A 17112-nucleotide genomic window follows, 5' to 3' on the forward strand; every position below is an offset into this window, starting at 1 on the left:
GAAAGCTGAACATTAACAAAATAACACAATTGCTCAATCTTTATTCCGAGTTTAAAACCTGATGCTCTATGGTTATTAGGAAGTATTATACCTGAATTATCAATGGGTCCGATGTCACAAGTTATAACACAAAAAAACCGCCTCAGAAACTGAGACGGCTTTAATCATCTATTCAATCCTAACCATTTCTTTATAAAACCTCGGTGTTTATCAGGTTTTCAAAAACTATGGATCCATTGGCTCCTAGTTCCATCATAATCACCGCATCTTTATCTATTTCGTTTGCCAATATTTTCTTGGACAACTCATTGAGTACCATTCTTTGAATCACTCTTTTTAGAGGTCTAGCACCATAAACTGGGTCAAAACCGTCTTCTCCAAGTTTATCTAACACCTCCACTGTGGCGTCAAGCGTAATGCCTTGCTCCGCCAATCTATCTTTTATGCCTTTAAACTGTATTTCTACAATCTGGCGAATGTTAGACTTACTTAGTGGATCAAAAAGTACTATCTCATCTATCCTGTTTAAAAACTCTGGTCTTACAGAAATCTTCAACAAATCCATCACGCCTTCCTTTGCTTCCTGCTTATAATACGTAGCCCAAGCAGATTCGTCACCTTTGGTCTCCAAATATTTTTCTTGGATAATCTGAGAACCAATGTTAGAGGTCATGATAATAATGGTATTCTTGAAATTGGCCACCCTACCCTTATTGTCTGTTAACCTTCCATCGTCTAGCACCTGCAGCAATACATTCCATACATCTGGGTGAGCCTTTTCTATCTCATCTAAAAGTATCACAGAATATGGCTTACGTCTAACCGCCTCAGTCAGCTGACCACCTTCTTCATAGCCCACATATCCTGGAGGGGCTCCCACTAGTCTACTTACCGCATGTCTTTCCTGATACTCACTCATATCTATCCTTACCATGGCGGTATCGTCATTGAAAAGATACTGTGCCAGCGTTCTCGCCAATTCTGTTTTCCCTACACCGGTTGTTCCTAAAAACAAGAAGCTACCAATCGGTTTTTTTGGGTCTTGCATTCCTGCTCTCGATCTCCTCACGGCATCTGCCACCAATTCTATGGCTTCCTCCTGCCCTGCTACTCTTTTCTTCAATTCATCTTCCAAATGAAGTAATTTCTCTCTATCACTTTGAAGCATTTTAGAAACCGGTATTCCTGTCCATTTCCCTACCACCTCTGCAATGTCTTCGGAAGTCACTTCTTCGTTGATAAGGCCATCTTCTCCAGCTTTATGGTTAGCCGCTAGTTCTTTTAATTTATCTTCGGATTGAGGAATTTTTCCATATCTAATTTCTGCTACTTTACCGAAATCTCCAGAACGCTCCGCCTGCTCTGCCTGGAATCTTAATTGATCAATCTGCTCTTTTAAAACTCTTATCTCGTCTACCTTACCTTTTTCGTTCTCCCATTGAGCTTTGTAGGTATTGAACTTTTGATTCAGCTCCGCCAATTCCTTGGAAAGAACGGCTTCCTTTTCTTTATCTTTTTCTCTCCTAATGGCTTCCCTTTCAATTTCAAGCTGCATGATTCTTCTTCTAAGCTCATCCATTTCTTCTGGCATAGAATCCATTTCTAGTCTTAGTTTTGATGCCGCCTCATCCATTAAGTCAATGGCTTTATCTGGTAAAAACCTATCCGAAATATATCTGTTAGAAAGCTCCACGGCAGATATAACGGCATCATCCTGAATTCTAACGCCATGGTGAACCTCGTACTTTTCCTTGATACCTCTCAGAATAGATATGGCATCCACTACATTGGGCTCGTCCACCACCACAGACTGAAAACGTCTTTCTAGTGCTTTATCCTTTTCTATATGTTTTTGATACTCTTTTAAAGTAGTGGCTCCGATAGCATGTAGCTCTCCTCTGGCCAATGCAGGCTTAAGCAGATTGGCCGCATCCATGGCTCCTTCTCCGCCACCAGCTCCTACCAGCGTATGAATCTCATCGATAAACAAAATTATCTCACCATCCGAATCGGTTACTTCTTTAATAACCGCCTTTAATCTTTCTTCAAACTCTCCTTTATATTTAGCTCCTGCCACCAAAAGTCCCATATCTAACGATACCAAAGTTTTAGATTTCAAGTTTTCAGGAACATCGCCTTGGACTATCCTTTGAGCTAAACCTTCCACAATGGCTGTTTTACCCACACCTGGCTCACCAAGAAGGAGCGGATTATTTTTGGTTCTTCTAGACAAAATCTGAAGCACACGTCTTATCTCCTCGTCACGCCCTATCACTGGGTCTATCTTTCCTTTCTGTGCCTGCTCGTTCAGGTTGATGCTGTACCTAGACAGGGCTTGATATTTATTTTCTGCGTTTTGATCTTTCACTGGGTTATCTTTTCCTCTTAATTCTTTAATTGCCTTTTCTATTCCTTTTTCCACAAAGCCCTGCTTTTTTAACAACTGAGCCACTTTATCTTTACCACTCGCCAAAGCCAGGTAAAGCATTTCTACACTGACAAACTCATCACCAAACGTCTTTATTTTTTTCTGTGCCTCCGACAATACCGACGACAATTCGTTGCCTAAATAAGGTTGCCCTCCTGCCCCACTCACTTTTGGATATCCATTTATCAAAGATTCCAATTCATTTGAAAGGGTTATTTCTTGTACCCCTAATTTATTAAACAAATAAGAAGAGGTGTTGGGGTCTTGGTCTATCAGGGCTTTTAATAAATGGCCAGGCTCCACAACCTGCTGTTGATTTCCTTGGGCAATTTGAACCGCCTGCTGGATAACTTCTTGTGCCTTTATGGTATATTGATTTAAATTCATGGTTGTTGATTGTCTATTATTTTATATTCTAAACTAAAGACCTAAAAATGCTGTTCCGATGACTGGTGTAGGCTTCCGTTTCGTTTTCATATGAACAAACGGTCAAAAAGTATGCGAGAGGCCATAATCGGAAAAGATGTCATACAAAACCCTCATTATCAACACAAAAGAAGCCAAGATGTCAGCCTCGCTAATTTCCATTATTCTAAATGAGGTCAAACTGACTGATTTCCGAATTAGAAAGCAAATCCTATTTTTGCATGATGCAAGACCTCAATAACGATTGGCGTAAAACAGCCAGCACCCTTTATAAGAAACCCGAAGACTCCAAAATCCTTGGTTCTGTGGAATTAGACATCACAGAACTTCAGGAATATATTCTAATTCAAAGGAAAGAAGGTCTTAAAATTACTTTAACTCATTTCTTTACCTTGGCCACTGCCAGGGCCATAAGAGAAAAGCTCCCTGAACTCAACACCTATATTAAAAGAGGAAACGTAAAATCTTACGAAGAAATCAATGCGACTGTTAGCGTGCTTCTGAGAGAAAACGAAATGGGTTCGGTTAAAGTCGATAAAGTAGACCAGCTCAATTTCACTGACTTAGTACCACTTCTTAAATCGAAAATTGCAGCGGCTAAATCTGGAACAGAGAATGGCACCATGCAATTCAAAAAGACCATGGCTTCTATACCATGGCCGTTGAGAGGTTTATTTTATTGGTTAATTAGAAAAATGTTGGTCGATTGGGGTATATCTATAGGTGGCTTATCGGCCAATAATATGGGTTCCTACATTGTCTCCAATATTGGTAGCCTGGGTCTAGACAACGGTTATCCCGCTTTGTTTCCTGCTACCAATGTATCCTTTGTACTCATTATGGGTGGTGTAAAAGAAGCTGCTTTGGTGATAGATAACGAAATCAAAATAAGAACGGTTATCACGCTTTCTGCAGCTCTAGATCACCGCGTGGTTGACGCCTCTCATGCGGGTATTCTTTTTAAATATTACAAATACATTGTAAAGCACCCCGAACTGCTAGAAAAATAACTTGGGGTCATTTACTTCCCTTTAAAAGCAGGCTTTCTCTTCTCCACGAAAGCGGTAACACCTTCTACGAAATCCTCACTTTCCCCACAAGCTGTTTGAGCTTCGGCTTCCAAAGACAAGACTTCTTTTAGGTTGGAATAAAGACTTTGGTTTAAAACCTTTTTCATTTCACCGATTGCAAAAGTAGCGGCATTTCTATAATAATTAAGTAAGCCATCAACTGCCTCGTCCAGTTGTAATTTTGGTACTGACTTACTCACTAAACCTAATTCCAAGGCTTCTGGCATATAAACTTTCCGCCCTGTACTACAAATATCAAACGCCTTTTGCGTACCTATCATTCTTGGCAGAAAAAACATAGAACCCGCATCCGGCATGAGGCCTATTCCCACAAAAAGCTCCGACATATAGGCATCTTCATCTGCTATTATTAAATCACACGCCAAGGCTAAAGACATTCCTGCCCCTGCCGCTACACCATTCATTTTACATATAACTGGTTTTGGGCATTCTCTTAAAGCGAAAATAACGGGCTCATAATTTTCTTTCAGTGTGTCTCCTAACGGTTTTTCTACACTAATAGCTCCCTCTTTTAAATCTGCTCCAGAACAGAAGGCCTTATCGCCAGAACCTGTTAACACCACTGCTCTTATCTCTGTGTCTGCTGATGCCTGTTTTACAGCTATCGCCAATTCTTTTAAAAGTCCTCCATTCAGTGCATTAAAGACTTCTGGCCTTTGAAGGGTGATAAAGCAAACGCTATTTTCACAACCAACTTTAAGGTATTTGTAATTCATTATTTGATGATGCGTTTTTTATATTTAGGCAAATTAGTGAAAATAGTCTAGGAACAAATCAATGTTTTATTTGTAGAATTTTAACATATGTTTATCAATCCGAACTAATTTTCAGAAATTGTCGCCGCCATCTATGCTCTTTTAAATTTGTAGAGGGCAAATCAAGAAGTAATGGAGCAAAAAAGTAATCTTGACAAAATTTCAGCCGCAGGTCTACTCGTGGCCATGGGAATCATTTACGGAGACATAGGGACTTCTCCCTTGTATGTAATGAAAGCCATAATTGGTAACAGCCCCATCTCTGAAGAACTCGTTCTTGGTGGCGTTTCGTGTGTTTTTTGGACACTTACCCTTATTACCACGGTTAAATATGTCATGCTCATATTAAGGGCAGATAATAATGGCGAAGGTGGTACGCTAGCCCTATACGCTTTAGTAAGGCGACATGCCAAATGGCTCACTATTCCTACCATGATAGGTGGAGCTGCTCTGCTGGCCGACGGCATCATTGCCCCTCCTATTTCGGTTTCCTCTGCCATTGAAGGTCTAGAAATTTTATATCCAGACATACAGACCATCCCCATTGTCATTGCCATTTTAACACTCCTTTTTGTCATTCAAATCTTTGGCACCAAGGTTGTTGGTTACGCTTTTGGACCCGTTATGGCGGTATGGTTTACCATGCTGGCCATCTTAGGCATTATAGCCATAGTGCAGTTCCCATCTGTTTTAAGGGCCGTAAATCCTTACTACGCCTTTAATCTATTGGTTCATTACCCTGGAGGTTTTTGGCTACTTGGAGCGGTATTTTTATGTACCACAGGAGCAGAAGCTCTATACTCCGACTTAGGTCACTGCGGAAGAGGTAATATTAGAATTAGCTGGGTTTATGTTAAGATATGTTTGCTCCTAAATTATTTCGGGCAGTCTGCTTGGTTACTCCTTCACCTCGGCGAAAAGCTTGGGGACAGAAAACCTTTCTTTCAACTCATGCCAGAATGGTTTATTTTGCCTGGAATATGTATCGCCACCTTGGCCACAATCATTGCCAGTCAAGCCATGATAAGCGGTTCGTTTAGTTTAATCTCCGCTGCCATCAGATTGAACTTCTGGCCAAAAGTAAAAATCCACTATCCTTCAAACGAAAGAGGTCAACTATATATACCAAGCACCAACATACTCCTTTATATTGGCTGTATTGCCGTGGTGTTATTCTTTAAGCGTTCAGAAAACATGGAGGCGGCATATGGACTTTCCATTACCATTACCATGCTCATGGACACCATTATGATGACCTATTTCCTCTATACGCATAGAAGTAATAAGGCTTTGGTATTCCTTTTCTTAATCGTTTTCTTAGCCATTGAATCAGCTTTCCTTTATGCCAATTTGGAGAAATTCCCATACGGAGGCTGGGTCTCTATACTCATCAGTGGGCTACTGGTTTCCGTCATGTATATTTGGCTGAAAGCCCATGAAATCAAACTGAGACTTACGGTCTATTATAAACTAGATAAATACCTGGAATCTTTAAAGGAGCTTTCAAAAGATATCACTGTTCCGAAGTATACCACACACCTTATTTTTATGAGTAATGCCTCTCGTGAAAGTGAAATAGAGTCTAAAATCATTTACTCCATCTTCCAAAAAAGACCAAAACGTGCCGATGTATATTGGTTTGTGCATGTGGACACCACAGATCAGCCAAACACACTGGAATATAAAATAAAGCAATGTGCCCAAGATGACGTTTATAAAGTAACCTTTAGGCTAGGCTTTAGAGTCCCACATAAAATCAACCTTTACTTTAGACACGTGTTGGAAGAGATGGTAAAAAATGCTCAGGTCGACATCAGAAGTAGGTATGAGTCTTTGAATAAACATAATGTAATCGGTGATTTTAGATTTGTGGTTTTGAAGAAATTCTTATCCTACAATAACGATTTACCATTTTGGGAAAATCTGGTTATGAAGGCCTATTTCTTCATCAAACAATACACCATGTCCGAAGAAACGTGGTTTGGCTTAGATTCTTCTTCCGTAAAAATTGAACATGTTCCTCTCATTATAAAACCAGTTGAAAACATTCCTTTAAAGGAAATTCCGTGGGAAGACTAATGGTTTATATAATCATTTGAAAACTTAATAATCCATATTTTTAAATAATTATAGCCTGTCAAATGGTAATTTTGCCTAAAGACATACTATTTATTGACAATCATACATTACTAAATGACAATATTAATTACTGGCGGTGCCGGATTTGTGGGTTCTTCGTTGGCCCTAGAGCTAAAAAGCAACTATCCTACTTATCACATTATTTGTCTAGATAACCTCAGAAGAAAAGGCTCCGAACTTAACGTTTCAAGATTGTCGAAAGCTGGGATAGAATTTGTTCACGGAGACATCAGAAATAAAGAGGATTTTGACGCACTTCCAAATGTAGATTTTGTCATAGAAGCATCTGCTGAGCCTTCTGTTATGGCGGGTCTAAACGGCGGAACTCCAGATTACTTAATGAACACCAATTTATTTGGAACAGTAAACTGCTTGAATTATGCGGTGAAGTCCAAAGCGGCTTTTATCTTTCTTTCAACGAGCAGAATATACCCAATAAAAACCATTGAAACGTTAGAATTCAATGAGGAAGAAACACGTTTTGCTCTTTCGAAAAACCAAAAAGTAACAGGCGTTTCAGAGAAAGGTATTGCTGAAAACTTCCCTTTAGAAGGTGCCCGCTCACTTTATGGTACCACCAAGTTAGCCTCTGAACTTATCATACAAGAGTATAATGAGTTCTACGGCTTAAAAACCATCACCAATAGATGTGGTGTTTTAACTGGTCCGTGGCAAATGGGCAAGGTAGATCAAGGTGTTATGGTGCTCTGGATTGCGAAGCATTACTTTGAAAAGAAATTGTCTTTCATTGGTTACGAAGGAACGGGTAAGCAAACAAGAGATATGCTTCATGTAAAAGACCTTTATAGACTTATTGACTGGCAGATGCACCACATTGATGAGATAAACGGTGAAACCTATAATGTAGGCGGTGGCGTAGAAGTAAGTACTTCTCTTCAGGAACTCACAAAAATTTGTCAAGAAGTTACGGGTAAAACCATACCTATAGACAAGGTGTTGGAAAACAGACCTGCGGATATTAAATTATATGTAACAGACAACACCAAGGTAACGGAAAGAACGGGCTGGAAGCCAGAAATTGGAATCAAACAAATCGTAGAAGAAATTACCGACTGGATAGCCGAAAACGAGGAAAACCTGAGACCAATCTTAAGTTAAAATTGAGCACAGGTATCTCTAGACAAGGTATTGCCAAAAGTTTAATAATACATAAGAAGAGTAATTCAAATTACTTCCAATATGGTTTATTATTTCCTTGGGTAGTAGAAGTTTTTACTTTTTTGCCACTAATACTGGCTACCACTACACTTACTGCCAAGGCAGCGATTCCGAATAATACGCTCTTTTTCATTTTGTTTAAATTTAGCTGTTATTAAGTTGTATTTGTTAAGACTTTCGATAGACTAAAATAACCAAGTAAACTGTTATTTTGTTGCCTTATTTCTTAAAATTATCTTAAAATCTGATTTAACGGTAAGAAATTTATTTTCCGTATCGTATTTAATCTTACTAATTAGTGTATTGACACAATTTATGCCAATTTTAAGGCTCACTTCGGGCATTATTTCTAAGCTCATTTTGAATTATTAAGAAAATTTTAAGTTTGAAAAACATTAAAGGAAAAGTCTGGAGATCAACAGGGTCTTGGTACGAGGTCCGAAAGGAAGACGGCACCACCATTAGATGTCGACTGAAAGGTAAATTCAAAATCAAGGGATTAAAAGTGACCAATCCGCTTGCCGTAGGCGATGATGTGGTTTTTGAGATGGAGGAAAAAGCTACGGACCTTGGCGTTATACATGAAATTGTACCACGGAGAAATTACATGATCAGGAAATCTGTGCATAAAACTGCACACGGACATCTGATAGCCTGTAATATAGACCAAGCCATTATGGTGGTCACGCTAAACTTCCCGAAAACATCTCTAGGCTTTATTGATAGATTTTTAGTTTCTGCTGAAGCCTTTCGTATTCCTGCGGTATTAATTTTCAATAAGAAAGACCTACTAGATGAAGTAACGGCAGCCTATCAAGCAGAAATAATGGAAATGTATGAGGGTATAGGGTATCCATGCTACAGCATATCTGCATTAAAAGGAGATAATTTAGAGCAAATTGACGCACTCATAGAAAATAAAACCTCCTTGATTTCTGGACATTCTGGTGTAGGGAAATCTGAGTTAATTAACAAACTCGTTCCAGATTTACAACAAGCCACCTCAGAGGTTTCTACTTTTGCAAACAAAGGGGTGCATACCACCACCTTTGCAGAGATGTTTGAAGCCAAGCCAAACGCCTATATTATTGACAGTCCTGGCATTAAGGAATTGGGGCTTATGGAAATGAAAAATCAAGAAATCAGTCATTACTTTCCTGAAATGAGAGCCCTGCTGGGGCAATGCAAATTTAATAACTGCGAGCACACCAACGAGCCTCATTGTAGGATAAAAGAGGCCGTAACCGAGGAATTGATAGCCGAAAGCCGCTATGTGAGCTATTTGAGCATGTTAGAAAACTACGATAACCGCCGTTGATGAACTTTTTGATCTAAAAGTTTATTTTAAATAAAAGCTTAAATATTGTTGATCTTTTTCAATAGCTATATATTTGCGGCGTTTAAGGATTAATGATACAAATAAAACTTCCCATATCGCCTACCCGACGAATGAGGTCCGCAAGGACCCAAGTAGGAAGTATAAGCACCTTTCCGAGGTGAACCTTCTGCCCGTAGGAAATCAATTACATTACACTTAGGATACAGCGTCTCCGGCCGAGAGGGTAAGCCCCTCACAAATGACGATGAAAGTTTTAGAAAAAACGTTTTACAAAGAATTTATAGTTCAAGTAGCTACCGCTGAACACGAAAAGTGGGCAGTGAAAATTACGGATGAAATGGCCAGCAGTGCTGCAGCCAGAGGAACCGGTATAGCTAGACGATCGCCAGAATATATTATTTTAAAAATGCAGGAAGGGAAGGCCATTATTGCTCTTACGAAAGACAATGAATGGGCTGGCTTCTGTTATATAGAAACATGGGAACATGGTAGGTTTGTGGCTAACTCTGGCTTAATAGTTCTCCCAGAGCACCGGAAAAGTGGTGTAGCCACTGCCATTAAAGCTAAAGCATTTAGGCTTTCTAGACACAAATACCCAGAAGCCAACCTGATTGGACTTACCACCAGCATGGCGGTTATGAAGATAAACTCAGAGTTAGGATACGAACCCGTGCCATTTAGCGAGCTCCCAAAGGACGATGCTTTTTGGAAAGGCTGTAGCAGCTGTGTAAACTATGATATTTTAACGCGTACCAACAGGTCACACTGCTTGTGCACAGGCATGAAATACAATGCCAGAGAGCCTAAAAACGAGAAGAAAGAGAAATGGGAGTTTGTAAAAGAATCTTCTCTTTATGAAAAATGGCTAAGTATGAAGCAAAGAATCCTTCTCAAAAAGAAGAGTTAGTTATTTTAAAACATCGTTTTATCTTATGCCGGCTCTTAAATCAGACTTCTTAAAGCTACACGGCATAGTGATATTGCTGGGGCTCACTGCCATTTTGGGTAAACTCATCAGTGTACCCACTATTCCTATTGTATTTTATAGAACACTACTGGCTTCGGCGGCTTTCGCTGTTTTATTTTACCTAAAAAAGGGTCTTAAAGTAAACCGGAAAGATGCCATATATATGCTCTTTGTAGGTAGTATTTTAGGCTTGCATTGGTTTTGCTTTTTTGGCTCTGCTAGGTTATCTACGGTTTCTCTTAGTCTGGTCACATTTTCTACCACCTCTTTCTTTACCAGCATTATAGAACCTTTGAGTAAAAAACAGGCTATCAGTAAAAAAGAGCTTTTTCTTGGCCTTTTGGTGATTTCTGGAATGGCTATGATTTTCAGTTTTGAGCGTGAGCATACTTTAGCCATTCTTGTGGGCCTATTAGGCTCTATTCTCTCTTCTATATACTCCGTAGCCAATGTTCATCTTAGTAAGAGACATACGGCCATCAGTATTAACTTCTTTCAACTCAGCGGTGCTTTCATCATCACAGCTGTGGTCTTGTGCTATCAATTAAGTACGGGAGCGGCAAACCTCAGTCATCTAAGACTAAAGCAAACAGACCTAATCTATTTCTTTATACTCAGTTTTGTTTGCACGGTATATCCTTACCTAGAGCTTATTCGTCTGTTTCGTAAGATATCTGCGTTTTCTGTTAACCTCGCCGTCAACATGGAACCTATCTACGGTATTTTGTTGGCTTGGGTCATCTTTGGTGAATCTGAGAAAATGACAAATGGATTTTATTGGGGAGCAGGATTTATCATCGCTTCCTTACTATTAAACTTTTACTGGAACACTAAAAAGCCTTCCCTATCTGAATAATTTCAGTAGAGAAGGCTCTTAATAATTCTTCTTAATAGAAGGATTATTTCATACCGTAACGTTTCTTGAACTTGTCAACACGTCCTGCAGTATCTAATAATACGTTTTTACCTGTGTAAAAAGGGTGAGACTTAGAGCTAACCTCAACTTTACAAACTGGGTACTCTTTGCCATCTTCCCATACAATGGTTTCTTTGGCCTCTACACAAGAACGAGATATGAATTTGTCGTCTGAAGAAAGATCCCAGAAAACCACTTCTCTATAATTTGGATGAATGTCTTTTTGCATTACTATATATCTTTAAAAACAAATATTTTCCTAAATGGGCTGCAAAGATAATAAATCTTTAACTATTTAAAAAACTATCACTTAAGGTTTTCGGAAAAATATAGGGGTATCTTAAGTTAAATAGGTTTGAAGTCCTAATTTGGCCTAAAATAATTCGTCCACCGTGCTCAATAATAAATCAATGTGTTCTTCTGAAGTAGCAATGAAATTCGCAATCCTAATTTGAGATTCCTTTTTAGGACCATAACCACTGCCTACTATTAAACCCCTCCCCTTCAAAACGTTAATCACATCCCCAGAGGGTACCTCTGTATTGATAACTGCTACCGTTCTAGATCTGTGCTCTTCTTTTTCCACTCCAATAGAAAAGCCTTCCTTCTGCTCAAAATAGTTATAAATCTTTTTGGCTTTTAAATCGGTTAACTTTTGAAGATTAACTCTTCCTATTTTGTTCATGTCTTCAGCCACTCTACCCAAAAGGTAAATGCCCAAGACATTCGGCGTAGCGGGCGTTTGAAACTCCTTGCTTTGACTCCATAAATCTGGCAAGGTATGATGTGCTCCGTTGCCGTGCTTCTCTTGAATCTTTATGGACCTTTCCAAACATGCTTCATTGGCTATCCAAACACCTAAGCCTGCTGGCAATCCAAAAGACTTTTGAATGGAAAAGTAGGCTGTATCTATCAGGGATAAATCTATGTCTGGAATAGGAGCAGAAGAAACCATATCTACGGCCACCAGCTTTTTCAGGTTACTTCTTTTAAGTTTATGAATATCCGCTTCACGCATTTGAACTCCTGTACTGGTTTCGTTCTGCGTAGTGGCTATCAATTCTGCATATTCTGGTACTGTTATTTCTCCATAAGAAAAACCTTCTCCCATAGGCTTTTCAAATTTATGTGCATGCCTTCCCACGGCTGTGGCATAACTATGAAACTTCTTAGAAAAAGAGCCGTTAACCAAATGAAAAGTCTCCAGCTCAGTGCAGTTTAAAAGAATTCTCTCCCAAATTTCGGAAGCGGAGCCCGTAAACATCACCGCATTTTCTGCAGGTATTGCTAAAAGCTCTCTAAGCTGCTCATCTGTATGCTGATAAATCTTTTTAAAAGCAGCACTTCTATGAGAAATAGAACCAAACTGATTTTTTACAAAATCTTGAAGAAACGCTTCAAATTTAGGGTACAGTTCAGATGGACCCGGGGTGAAAAATATTTTTTCTCTAGACATTCTTTAAACTGAAAATGAATGGCAAAAATAGAAGAAAGAAACATGAAATTCAATTCAATTCGCATTGAAGCTAGATGTAACACGCATTATGGAAAAGCTATCCTATCAAACAGCCTGTCTTATCTTGGCAATACCTCACTAAAACTATAAACTTAAAACCTATTTACCGCTTCTTTTTGAAACCGATACCTTAGTTTTGCACCTTCATTTTTCATACTAGAAAATCTATATTATGCTGACTTCTTGGTTCCAAGTAAAAATAAAATTTCAAGAAATTGCCGAAGGCGATAAAGTAAAAAACGTTACAGAAGCGTATCTTTTTGATGCCGTTTCCTACACAGACGCAGAAACCAGAGGGTATCAGTATCTGGCGGGAGGTCGTCAAGACTTCCAACTTTTCTCTATTAATAAAATGAAATTGGTAGAAGTTTTCATGCAAGAAAACGGTGCTGAAGTATGGTTTAAATGCCGTGTGCAGTATATCATTTTTGATGAGAAAACGAAGCAAGAGAAAAAGACGGCAGTAAGCATGCTTATTAACGCTCAAAATATCAAAGAAGCTTATGAATCTTTGGCGGAGAGATTGGGCTCTGTTGATGATTATATCATTTCTGACATTAACGCTACCAAAATTTTAGAGGTGGTGCCTTATGAGCAAACGCCAGAACAAATTTTATCGCAGGGAAACTTCAAACCTATGAATGAAGTAGTTTCTACAGACAATGAGCCTTCTGATGCCGCCTTAGTCGCTGAAGAAGAGAACCTAGAAGAATAGATAAATTCTCTTTTTCTTAGTAAAAGAGACACAATATTTCAGGTTCTTAGCATCAATAAAGTATTTTTGCAATCTATTTCATAGTGAATTTATTATAACATCAAATTTTTGTTTTAATGGCTACTTCAATTTCAAGAGATAACACCATTTTTGACCTTATCAATAAGGAGCATAACAGACAGCTTCATGGCATTGAGCTTATTGCCTCTGAGAACTTTGTTTCTCCGCAGGTTATGGAAGCTACCGGCAGTGTTTTAACTAATAAATATGCGGAAGGCCTTCCAGGCAAACGTTATTATGGTGGCTGCGAGGTGGTGGATGAAATTGAGACCCTAGCCATAGACAGACTTAAAGAACTTTTTGGCCTTACTTGGGCTAATGTTCAGCCGCATTCTGGAGCACAAGCAAATACAGCCGTATTTTTAGCTTGTTTAAATCCAGGTGATAAAATCTTAGGTTTTGACCTTTCTCATGGTGGACACCTTTCTCACGGTTCTAAAGTAAATATCTCTGGTAAATATTTTGAACCACATTTTTACGGTGTAGAAAGAGAAACGGGCCTAATTGACTGGGATAAAGTAGAGCAAAAAGCTTTGGCTGAAAAACCTAAAATGATGATTTGTGGTGCTTCTGCTTATTCTAGAGATTGGGATTATGCCAGACTTAGAAACATTGCCGATAAAATAGGTGCTATACTGTTGGCAGATATTTCTCATCCAGCAGGTATGATTGCCAAAGGTCTTTTGGCAGACCCTTTTGACCATTGTCATATTGTAACCACTACGACGCACAAAACCTTAAGAGGTACACGTGGGGGTGTGATTATGATGCGTAATGATTTCGAGAATCCTTTCGGAGTTACTACGATGAAAGGAAAAATTAGAACCATGTCTTCTCTTTTAGATTCTGGTGTATTCCCTGGAACTCAAGGTGGGCCACTAGAGCACGCTATAGCAGGTAAGGCCGTTGCTTTTGGCGAAGCCCTTACAGACCAGTATAAAGATTATGTGATACAAGTTCAAAAGAACGCCAAAGTAATGGCAGAGGAGTTTGTGAAGAAAGGATACAAAGTTATCTCTGGAGGAACAGACAACCACTTAGCTTTAATAGATCTAAGGCCTAAAGGTATTACTGGAAAATTAGCGGAGAATACACTCATCAAAGCAGATATTACAGTGAATAAAAACATGGTGCCTTTTGACGAAGCCGCCGCTATGACCACCAGTGGCATGCGAGTAGGTACTGCCGCTATGACCACCAGAGGTTTGAAAGAAAATGACTTTGTAAGGGTAGTGGAATTGGTAGATAGAGTTTTGACCAACCATGACAATGACACCGTCATTACCTCGGTAAAAGGAGAGATAAATGAATGGATGAAAAACTATCCACTCTTCCAATAATAAACTTTTATCGAATCAATGTATTTAAAACCTTGTTGACTTTTACGTCAACAAGGTTTTTTGTTTAAATTTGACGGACTCAAATAAAGAAAATGGCTTTAGATCAATCTCCAGAAATAGACTACGACGACGAAGACGACGAATTAGAAGGTGATGGTACAGAAATGACCTTCATTGAACATTTAGAAGCCCTTAGGTGGCATTTAATAAGAGCTATTGTAGCGATACTTGTTTTCATGATAGGGGCCTGGTTTTCTATGGGCTTTATCTTTAACAAAATAATATTAGGCCCCGCTAAGCCAGAATTTTGGACTTACAGGAAGCTTTGTGAAATAGGCGACCTAGTGGGCATTCCAAGTTTATGCGTAGATAAACTCAACTTCTCTTTAATGAGTCGTGAGGTTTCTGGGCAATTTATGATGGCTTTGACTGCCTCCGCTATCATCGGCCTCTTGTTCGCTTTTCCTTATATTTTCTGGGAAATATGGCGATTTATAAAGCCTGGACTTAAGTTTACCGAAAAGAAAGCGAGCCGTGGGGCAGTGTTTTTTGTCACACTTTTGTTCTTTATGGGTATCTTATTTGGATATTATATTGTGGCTCCTTTTGCCATCAACTTCCTTGTAAACTTTCAGATAGACCCAAGTATAGAAAACCAGTTTGACATACAGTCTTATATAGGCGTGTTGGCCACTTTAACTTTAGCTTGCGGCATTACCTTTCAGTTACCTATGGCCATCTTTGTTTTGACCAAGGTGGGCGTAGTTACTCCAAAATTCTTAAGAGAATACAGAAAGCACGCTATTGTGGTTTTACTTATTGTAGCCGCAATTATTACGCCTTCTCCTGATATGATTTCTCAAATATTGGTTGCCATACCACTTTATATACTTTATGAAGTAAGTGTACTGGTGTCTCAAAAAGAGCATAAAAGAATGGAGAAAGAGTCCGCTAAATAAGCTACTTAAAAGTAAGATTTATCAAAATATCTAAAAAGCCTTTGAGAGCACTCAAAGGCTTTTTTTATGGATCTTCAAGATGGATTGCAATCTTAAACACCAATAAATGAATCGTTTGTCCTGACTTTCACTTGACTTCTAAAATCTCAGCCACCGTGCCAAAATCACGCCAAAAAAATGAACTGTTCTATCCTTATTCCCTATTAACCCGGATTATGCATTGGTAAATCGTTATGAGTTTTAAAGTGCAATAAATCAGACAATTAAAGGGAATTAGCATAGCGTTTACCTGAGCTTATGCCGAAGGGCTATGGTGATTGAGTTTAAATGAGTTTACGTATTGATTTGAAGCAATTTAGCTACGGCCCCGAAAGCTATCGGGAGATTTTCTAATGCACAAAGCGGGTTAAATGCTGTAATGTACATTCTGCAAAAAAAAATCACCATGACTAATTCATGATGACTTTCTTTAACCTTTACCTTGGGAAAACATTTCTTAATATATCGCTTCCTGAATTTTACCAGCAATACTGTAAACCTGAAGTTCGCTTAATTTGGCGTTGAATTTTGCTCTGTTTTGAGAAGTAAGAGCATTGATAAGATTTGACTGAGCCTGACGAAATTCTATATTCGTTATTTGACGTAGTTTATATTTCTCTTCAGACCGCTCAAAATTCAGTTTGTTGGTCACCACGTTTTGCTCCAGAGCTTTCCATATGGTCAATCTGTTTTGATAGTCGCTCCATGCATTTTCAAAATCTCTTCTAATTTGCTGATAAGCCAAATCAAAATTCAGTTGTGTATTCAGCTGATTAATTTTGGCATTTTGCTCTTGCACTCTTCTTCTACCACCATCAAAAACAGACCAATTCAAACTTAAACCACCGGTAAAACCATTTGAATTTGCCCTATCTAAAAATGAAGCGGAGTTGTTTTGAGACCTATTAAAACCATAATCACCATTAAGACTTACCGTAGGAAGCCTGGAAGTGGTTGTCAATCTTTGGTCAATCTCACTAAGCTTTATATCCGACGCCGCCAATAGCAAATTGACATTGGAGGTTCTCAAGCCTTCCAGAAAATCTTTCTTGTTTAATATTGGGGCAAAAATCACATCTGTTTCTACTTCGAAATCATTGGTGATATCACTGTTTAAAACAAAATTTAAATTATGGACAGCATTACTTAAAAGCTGCTGTTGGTCTAATAAAGCAATACTATCTGTATTAACATCGACTTCTGCATTTGAAATATCCAGTAAAGTAAAGATCGGAAGAGCGTC

The 17112-nt window shown here is 38.7% G+C and carries 16 protein-coding genes; 10 read left to right on the forward strand and 6 right to left on the reverse strand.

The genetic code is table 11. From position 1 onward, the window contains the following. Nucleotides 1-190: 190 nt before the first annotated feature. Entirely contained in the window at nt 191-2815 is a 2625-nt protein-coding gene (clpB, locus tag ACTBZY_RS08975) for an ATP-dependent chaperone ClpB (RefSeq protein ID WP_463045994.1), read from the reverse strand. A 260-nt stretch (nt 2816-3075) separates the two neighbouring features. Between clpB and ACTBZY_RS08980 the strand changes: the two genes are divergently transcribed. Next, nucleotides 3076-3864, forward strand: coding sequence for a 2-oxo acid dehydrogenase subunit E2 (locus tag ACTBZY_RS08980; RefSeq protein WP_463045995.1), 789 nt, complete (start codon nt 3076-3078; stop codon nt 3862-3864). 11 nt (nt 3865-3875) lie between these two features. Here ACTBZY_RS08980 and ACTBZY_RS08985 read toward each other — a convergent pair whose 3' ends face one another. Next, complete coding sequence (locus ACTBZY_RS08985; RefSeq protein ID WP_463045996.1) at nt 3876-4661, reverse strand: enoyl-CoA hydratase/isomerase family protein; 786 nt, start codon at nt 4659-4661, stop codon at nt 3876-3878. Nucleotides 4662-4832: 171 nt separating this feature from the next. Between ACTBZY_RS08985 and ACTBZY_RS08990 the strand changes: the two genes are divergently transcribed. Further along, nucleotides 4833-6779: a KUP/HAK/KT family potassium transporter gene (locus ACTBZY_RS08990; RefSeq protein ID WP_463045997.1), complete on the forward strand. Its 1947-nt coding sequence runs from the start codon at nt 4833-4835 to the stop codon at nt 6777-6779. A 114-nt stretch (nt 6780-6893) separates the two neighbouring features. Then, nucleotides 6894-7958, forward strand: coding sequence for an NAD-dependent epimerase/dehydratase family protein (locus ACTBZY_RS08995; RefSeq protein ID WP_463045998.1), 1065 nt, complete (start codon nt 6894-6896; stop codon nt 7956-7958). Between the two features lie 70 nt (nt 7959-8028). Here the strand turns inward: ACTBZY_RS08995 and ACTBZY_RS09000 are convergent, their stop codons facing one another. Further along, on the reverse strand, nt 8029-8151 hold the full coding sequence (locus tag ACTBZY_RS09000; RefSeq protein WP_463045999.1) for a hypothetical protein: 123 nt from the start codon (nt 8149-8151) through the stop codon (nt 8029-8031). A 252-nt stretch (nt 8152-8403) separates the two neighbouring features. Here ACTBZY_RS09000 and rsgA point away from each other — a divergent pair, with 252 nt between their 5' ends. From rsgA to ACTBZY_RS09015, 3 genes are all read left to right on the forward strand, one after another. Next, the gene (gene rsgA, locus ACTBZY_RS09005) at nt 8404-9336 is read left to right on the forward strand and encodes a ribosome small subunit-dependent GTPase A (RefSeq protein WP_463046000.1); all 933 of its coding nucleotides are present in this window, start codon (nt 8404-8406) and stop codon (nt 9334-9336) included. A gap of 259 nt (nt 9337-9595) precedes the next feature. After that, on the forward strand, nt 9596-10264 hold the full coding sequence (locus ACTBZY_RS09010) for a GNAT family N-acetyltransferase (protein WP_463046001.1): 669 nt from the start codon (nt 9596-9598) through the stop codon (nt 10262-10264). 25 nt (nt 10265-10289) lie between these two features. Beyond that, a complete protein-coding gene (locus tag ACTBZY_RS09015) occupies nt 10290-11180 on the forward strand; it encodes a DMT family transporter (RefSeq protein WP_463046002.1) in 891 nt (296 codons plus the stop codon). A 43-nt stretch (nt 11181-11223) separates the two neighbouring features. Here ACTBZY_RS09015 and ACTBZY_RS09020 read toward each other — a convergent pair whose 3' ends face one another. Both ACTBZY_RS09020 and ACTBZY_RS09025 read right to left on the reverse strand, forming a co-directional pair. Further along, a complete protein-coding gene (locus ACTBZY_RS09020) occupies nt 11224-11469 on the reverse strand; it encodes a type B 50S ribosomal protein L31 (protein ID WP_463046003.1) in 246 nt (81 codons plus the stop codon). Between the two features lie 144 nt (nt 11470-11613). After that, the gene (locus ACTBZY_RS09025; protein WP_463046004.1) at nt 11614-12696 is read right to left on the reverse strand and encodes an aminotransferase class V-fold PLP-dependent enzyme; all 1083 of its coding nucleotides are present in this window, start codon (nt 12694-12696) and stop codon (nt 11614-11616) included. An 18-nt stretch (nt 12697-12714) separates the two neighbouring features. Between ACTBZY_RS09025 and ACTBZY_RS09030 the strand changes: the two genes are divergently transcribed. From ACTBZY_RS09030 to tatC, 4 genes are all read left to right on the forward strand, one after another. Next, the gene (locus ACTBZY_RS09030; protein WP_463046005.1) at nt 12715-12846 is read left to right on the forward strand and encodes a hypothetical protein; all 132 of its coding nucleotides are present in this window, start codon (nt 12715-12717) and stop codon (nt 12844-12846) included. A gap of 82 nt (nt 12847-12928) precedes the next feature. Continuing rightward, entirely contained in the window at nt 12929-13471 is a 543-nt protein-coding gene (locus tag ACTBZY_RS09035; protein WP_463046006.1) for a DUF4494 domain-containing protein, read from the forward strand. A 116-nt stretch (nt 13472-13587) separates the two neighbouring features. After that, nucleotides 13588-14871, forward strand: a complete 1284-nt coding sequence (locus ACTBZY_RS09040; RefSeq protein ID WP_463046007.1) for a serine hydroxymethyltransferase — start codon at nt 13588-13590, stop codon at nt 14869-14871. A gap of 92 nt (nt 14872-14963) precedes the next feature. After that, nucleotides 14964-15830 (forward strand): twin-arginine translocase subunit TatC, encoded by an 867-nt coding sequence (gene tatC, locus ACTBZY_RS09045; RefSeq protein ID WP_463046008.1) that lies wholly within the window; start codon nt 14964-14966, stop codon nt 15828-15830. A gap of 496 nt (nt 15831-16326) precedes the next feature. Here the strand turns inward: tatC and ACTBZY_RS09050 are convergent. After that, a partial coding sequence (locus tag ACTBZY_RS09050; RefSeq protein WP_463046009.1) for a TolC family protein occupies nt 16327-17112 on the reverse strand: 786 nt, incomplete at its 5' end.

This window comes from Arcticibacterium sp., from assembly GCF_055134445.1.

Coding starts and splice junctions, on each gene's coding strand:
- clpB (WP_463045994.1), bottom strand. CDS start 2,815: ATGAATTTAAATCAATATACCATAAAGGCACAAGAAGTTATCCAGCAG.
- ACTBZY_RS09010 (WP_463046001.1), top strand. CDS start 9,596: ATGACGATGAAAGTTTTAGAAAAAACGTTTTACAAAGAATTTATAGTT.
- ACTBZY_RS09035 (WP_463046006.1), top strand. CDS start 12,929: ATGCTGACTTCTTGGTTCCAAGTAAAAATAAAATTTCAAGAAATTGCC.
- ACTBZY_RS08990 (WP_463045997.1), top strand. CDS start 4,833: ATGGAGCAAAAAAGTAATCTTGACAAAATTTCAGCCGCAGGTCTACTC.
- ACTBZY_RS08995 (WP_463045998.1), top strand. CDS start 6,894: ATGACAATATTAATTACTGGCGGTGCCGGATTTGTGGGTTCTTCGTTG.
- ACTBZY_RS09015 (WP_463046002.1), top strand. CDS start 10,290: ATGCCGGCTCTTAAATCAGACTTCTTAAAGCTACACGGCATAGTGATA.
- ACTBZY_RS09020 (WP_463046003.1), bottom strand. CDS start 11,469: ATGCAAAAAGACATTCATCCAAATTATAGAGAAGTGGTTTTCTGGGAT.
- ACTBZY_RS09000 (WP_463045999.1), bottom strand. CDS start 8,151: ATGAAAAAGAGCGTATTATTCGGAATCGCTGCCTTGGCAGTAAGTGTA.
- ACTBZY_RS09025 (WP_463046004.1), bottom strand. CDS start 12,696: ATGTCTAGAGAAAAAATATTTTTCACCCCGGGTCCATCTGAACTGTAC.
- tatC (WP_463046008.1), top strand. CDS start 14,964: ATGGCTTTAGATCAATCTCCAGAAATAGACTACGACGACGAAGACGAC.
- ACTBZY_RS08980 (WP_463045995.1), top strand. CDS start 3,076: ATGATGCAAGACCTCAATAACGATTGGCGTAAAACAGCCAGCACCCTT.
- ACTBZY_RS09040 (WP_463046007.1), top strand. CDS start 13,588: ATGGCTACTTCAATTTCAAGAGATAACACCATTTTTGACCTTATCAAT.
- ACTBZY_RS08985 (WP_463045996.1), bottom strand. CDS start 4,661: ATGAATTACAAATACCTTAAAGTTGGTTGTGAAAATAGCGTTTGCTTT.
- ACTBZY_RS09030 (WP_463046005.1), top strand. CDS start 12,715: ATGGCAAAAATAGAAGAAAGAAACATGAAATTCAATTCAATTCGCATT.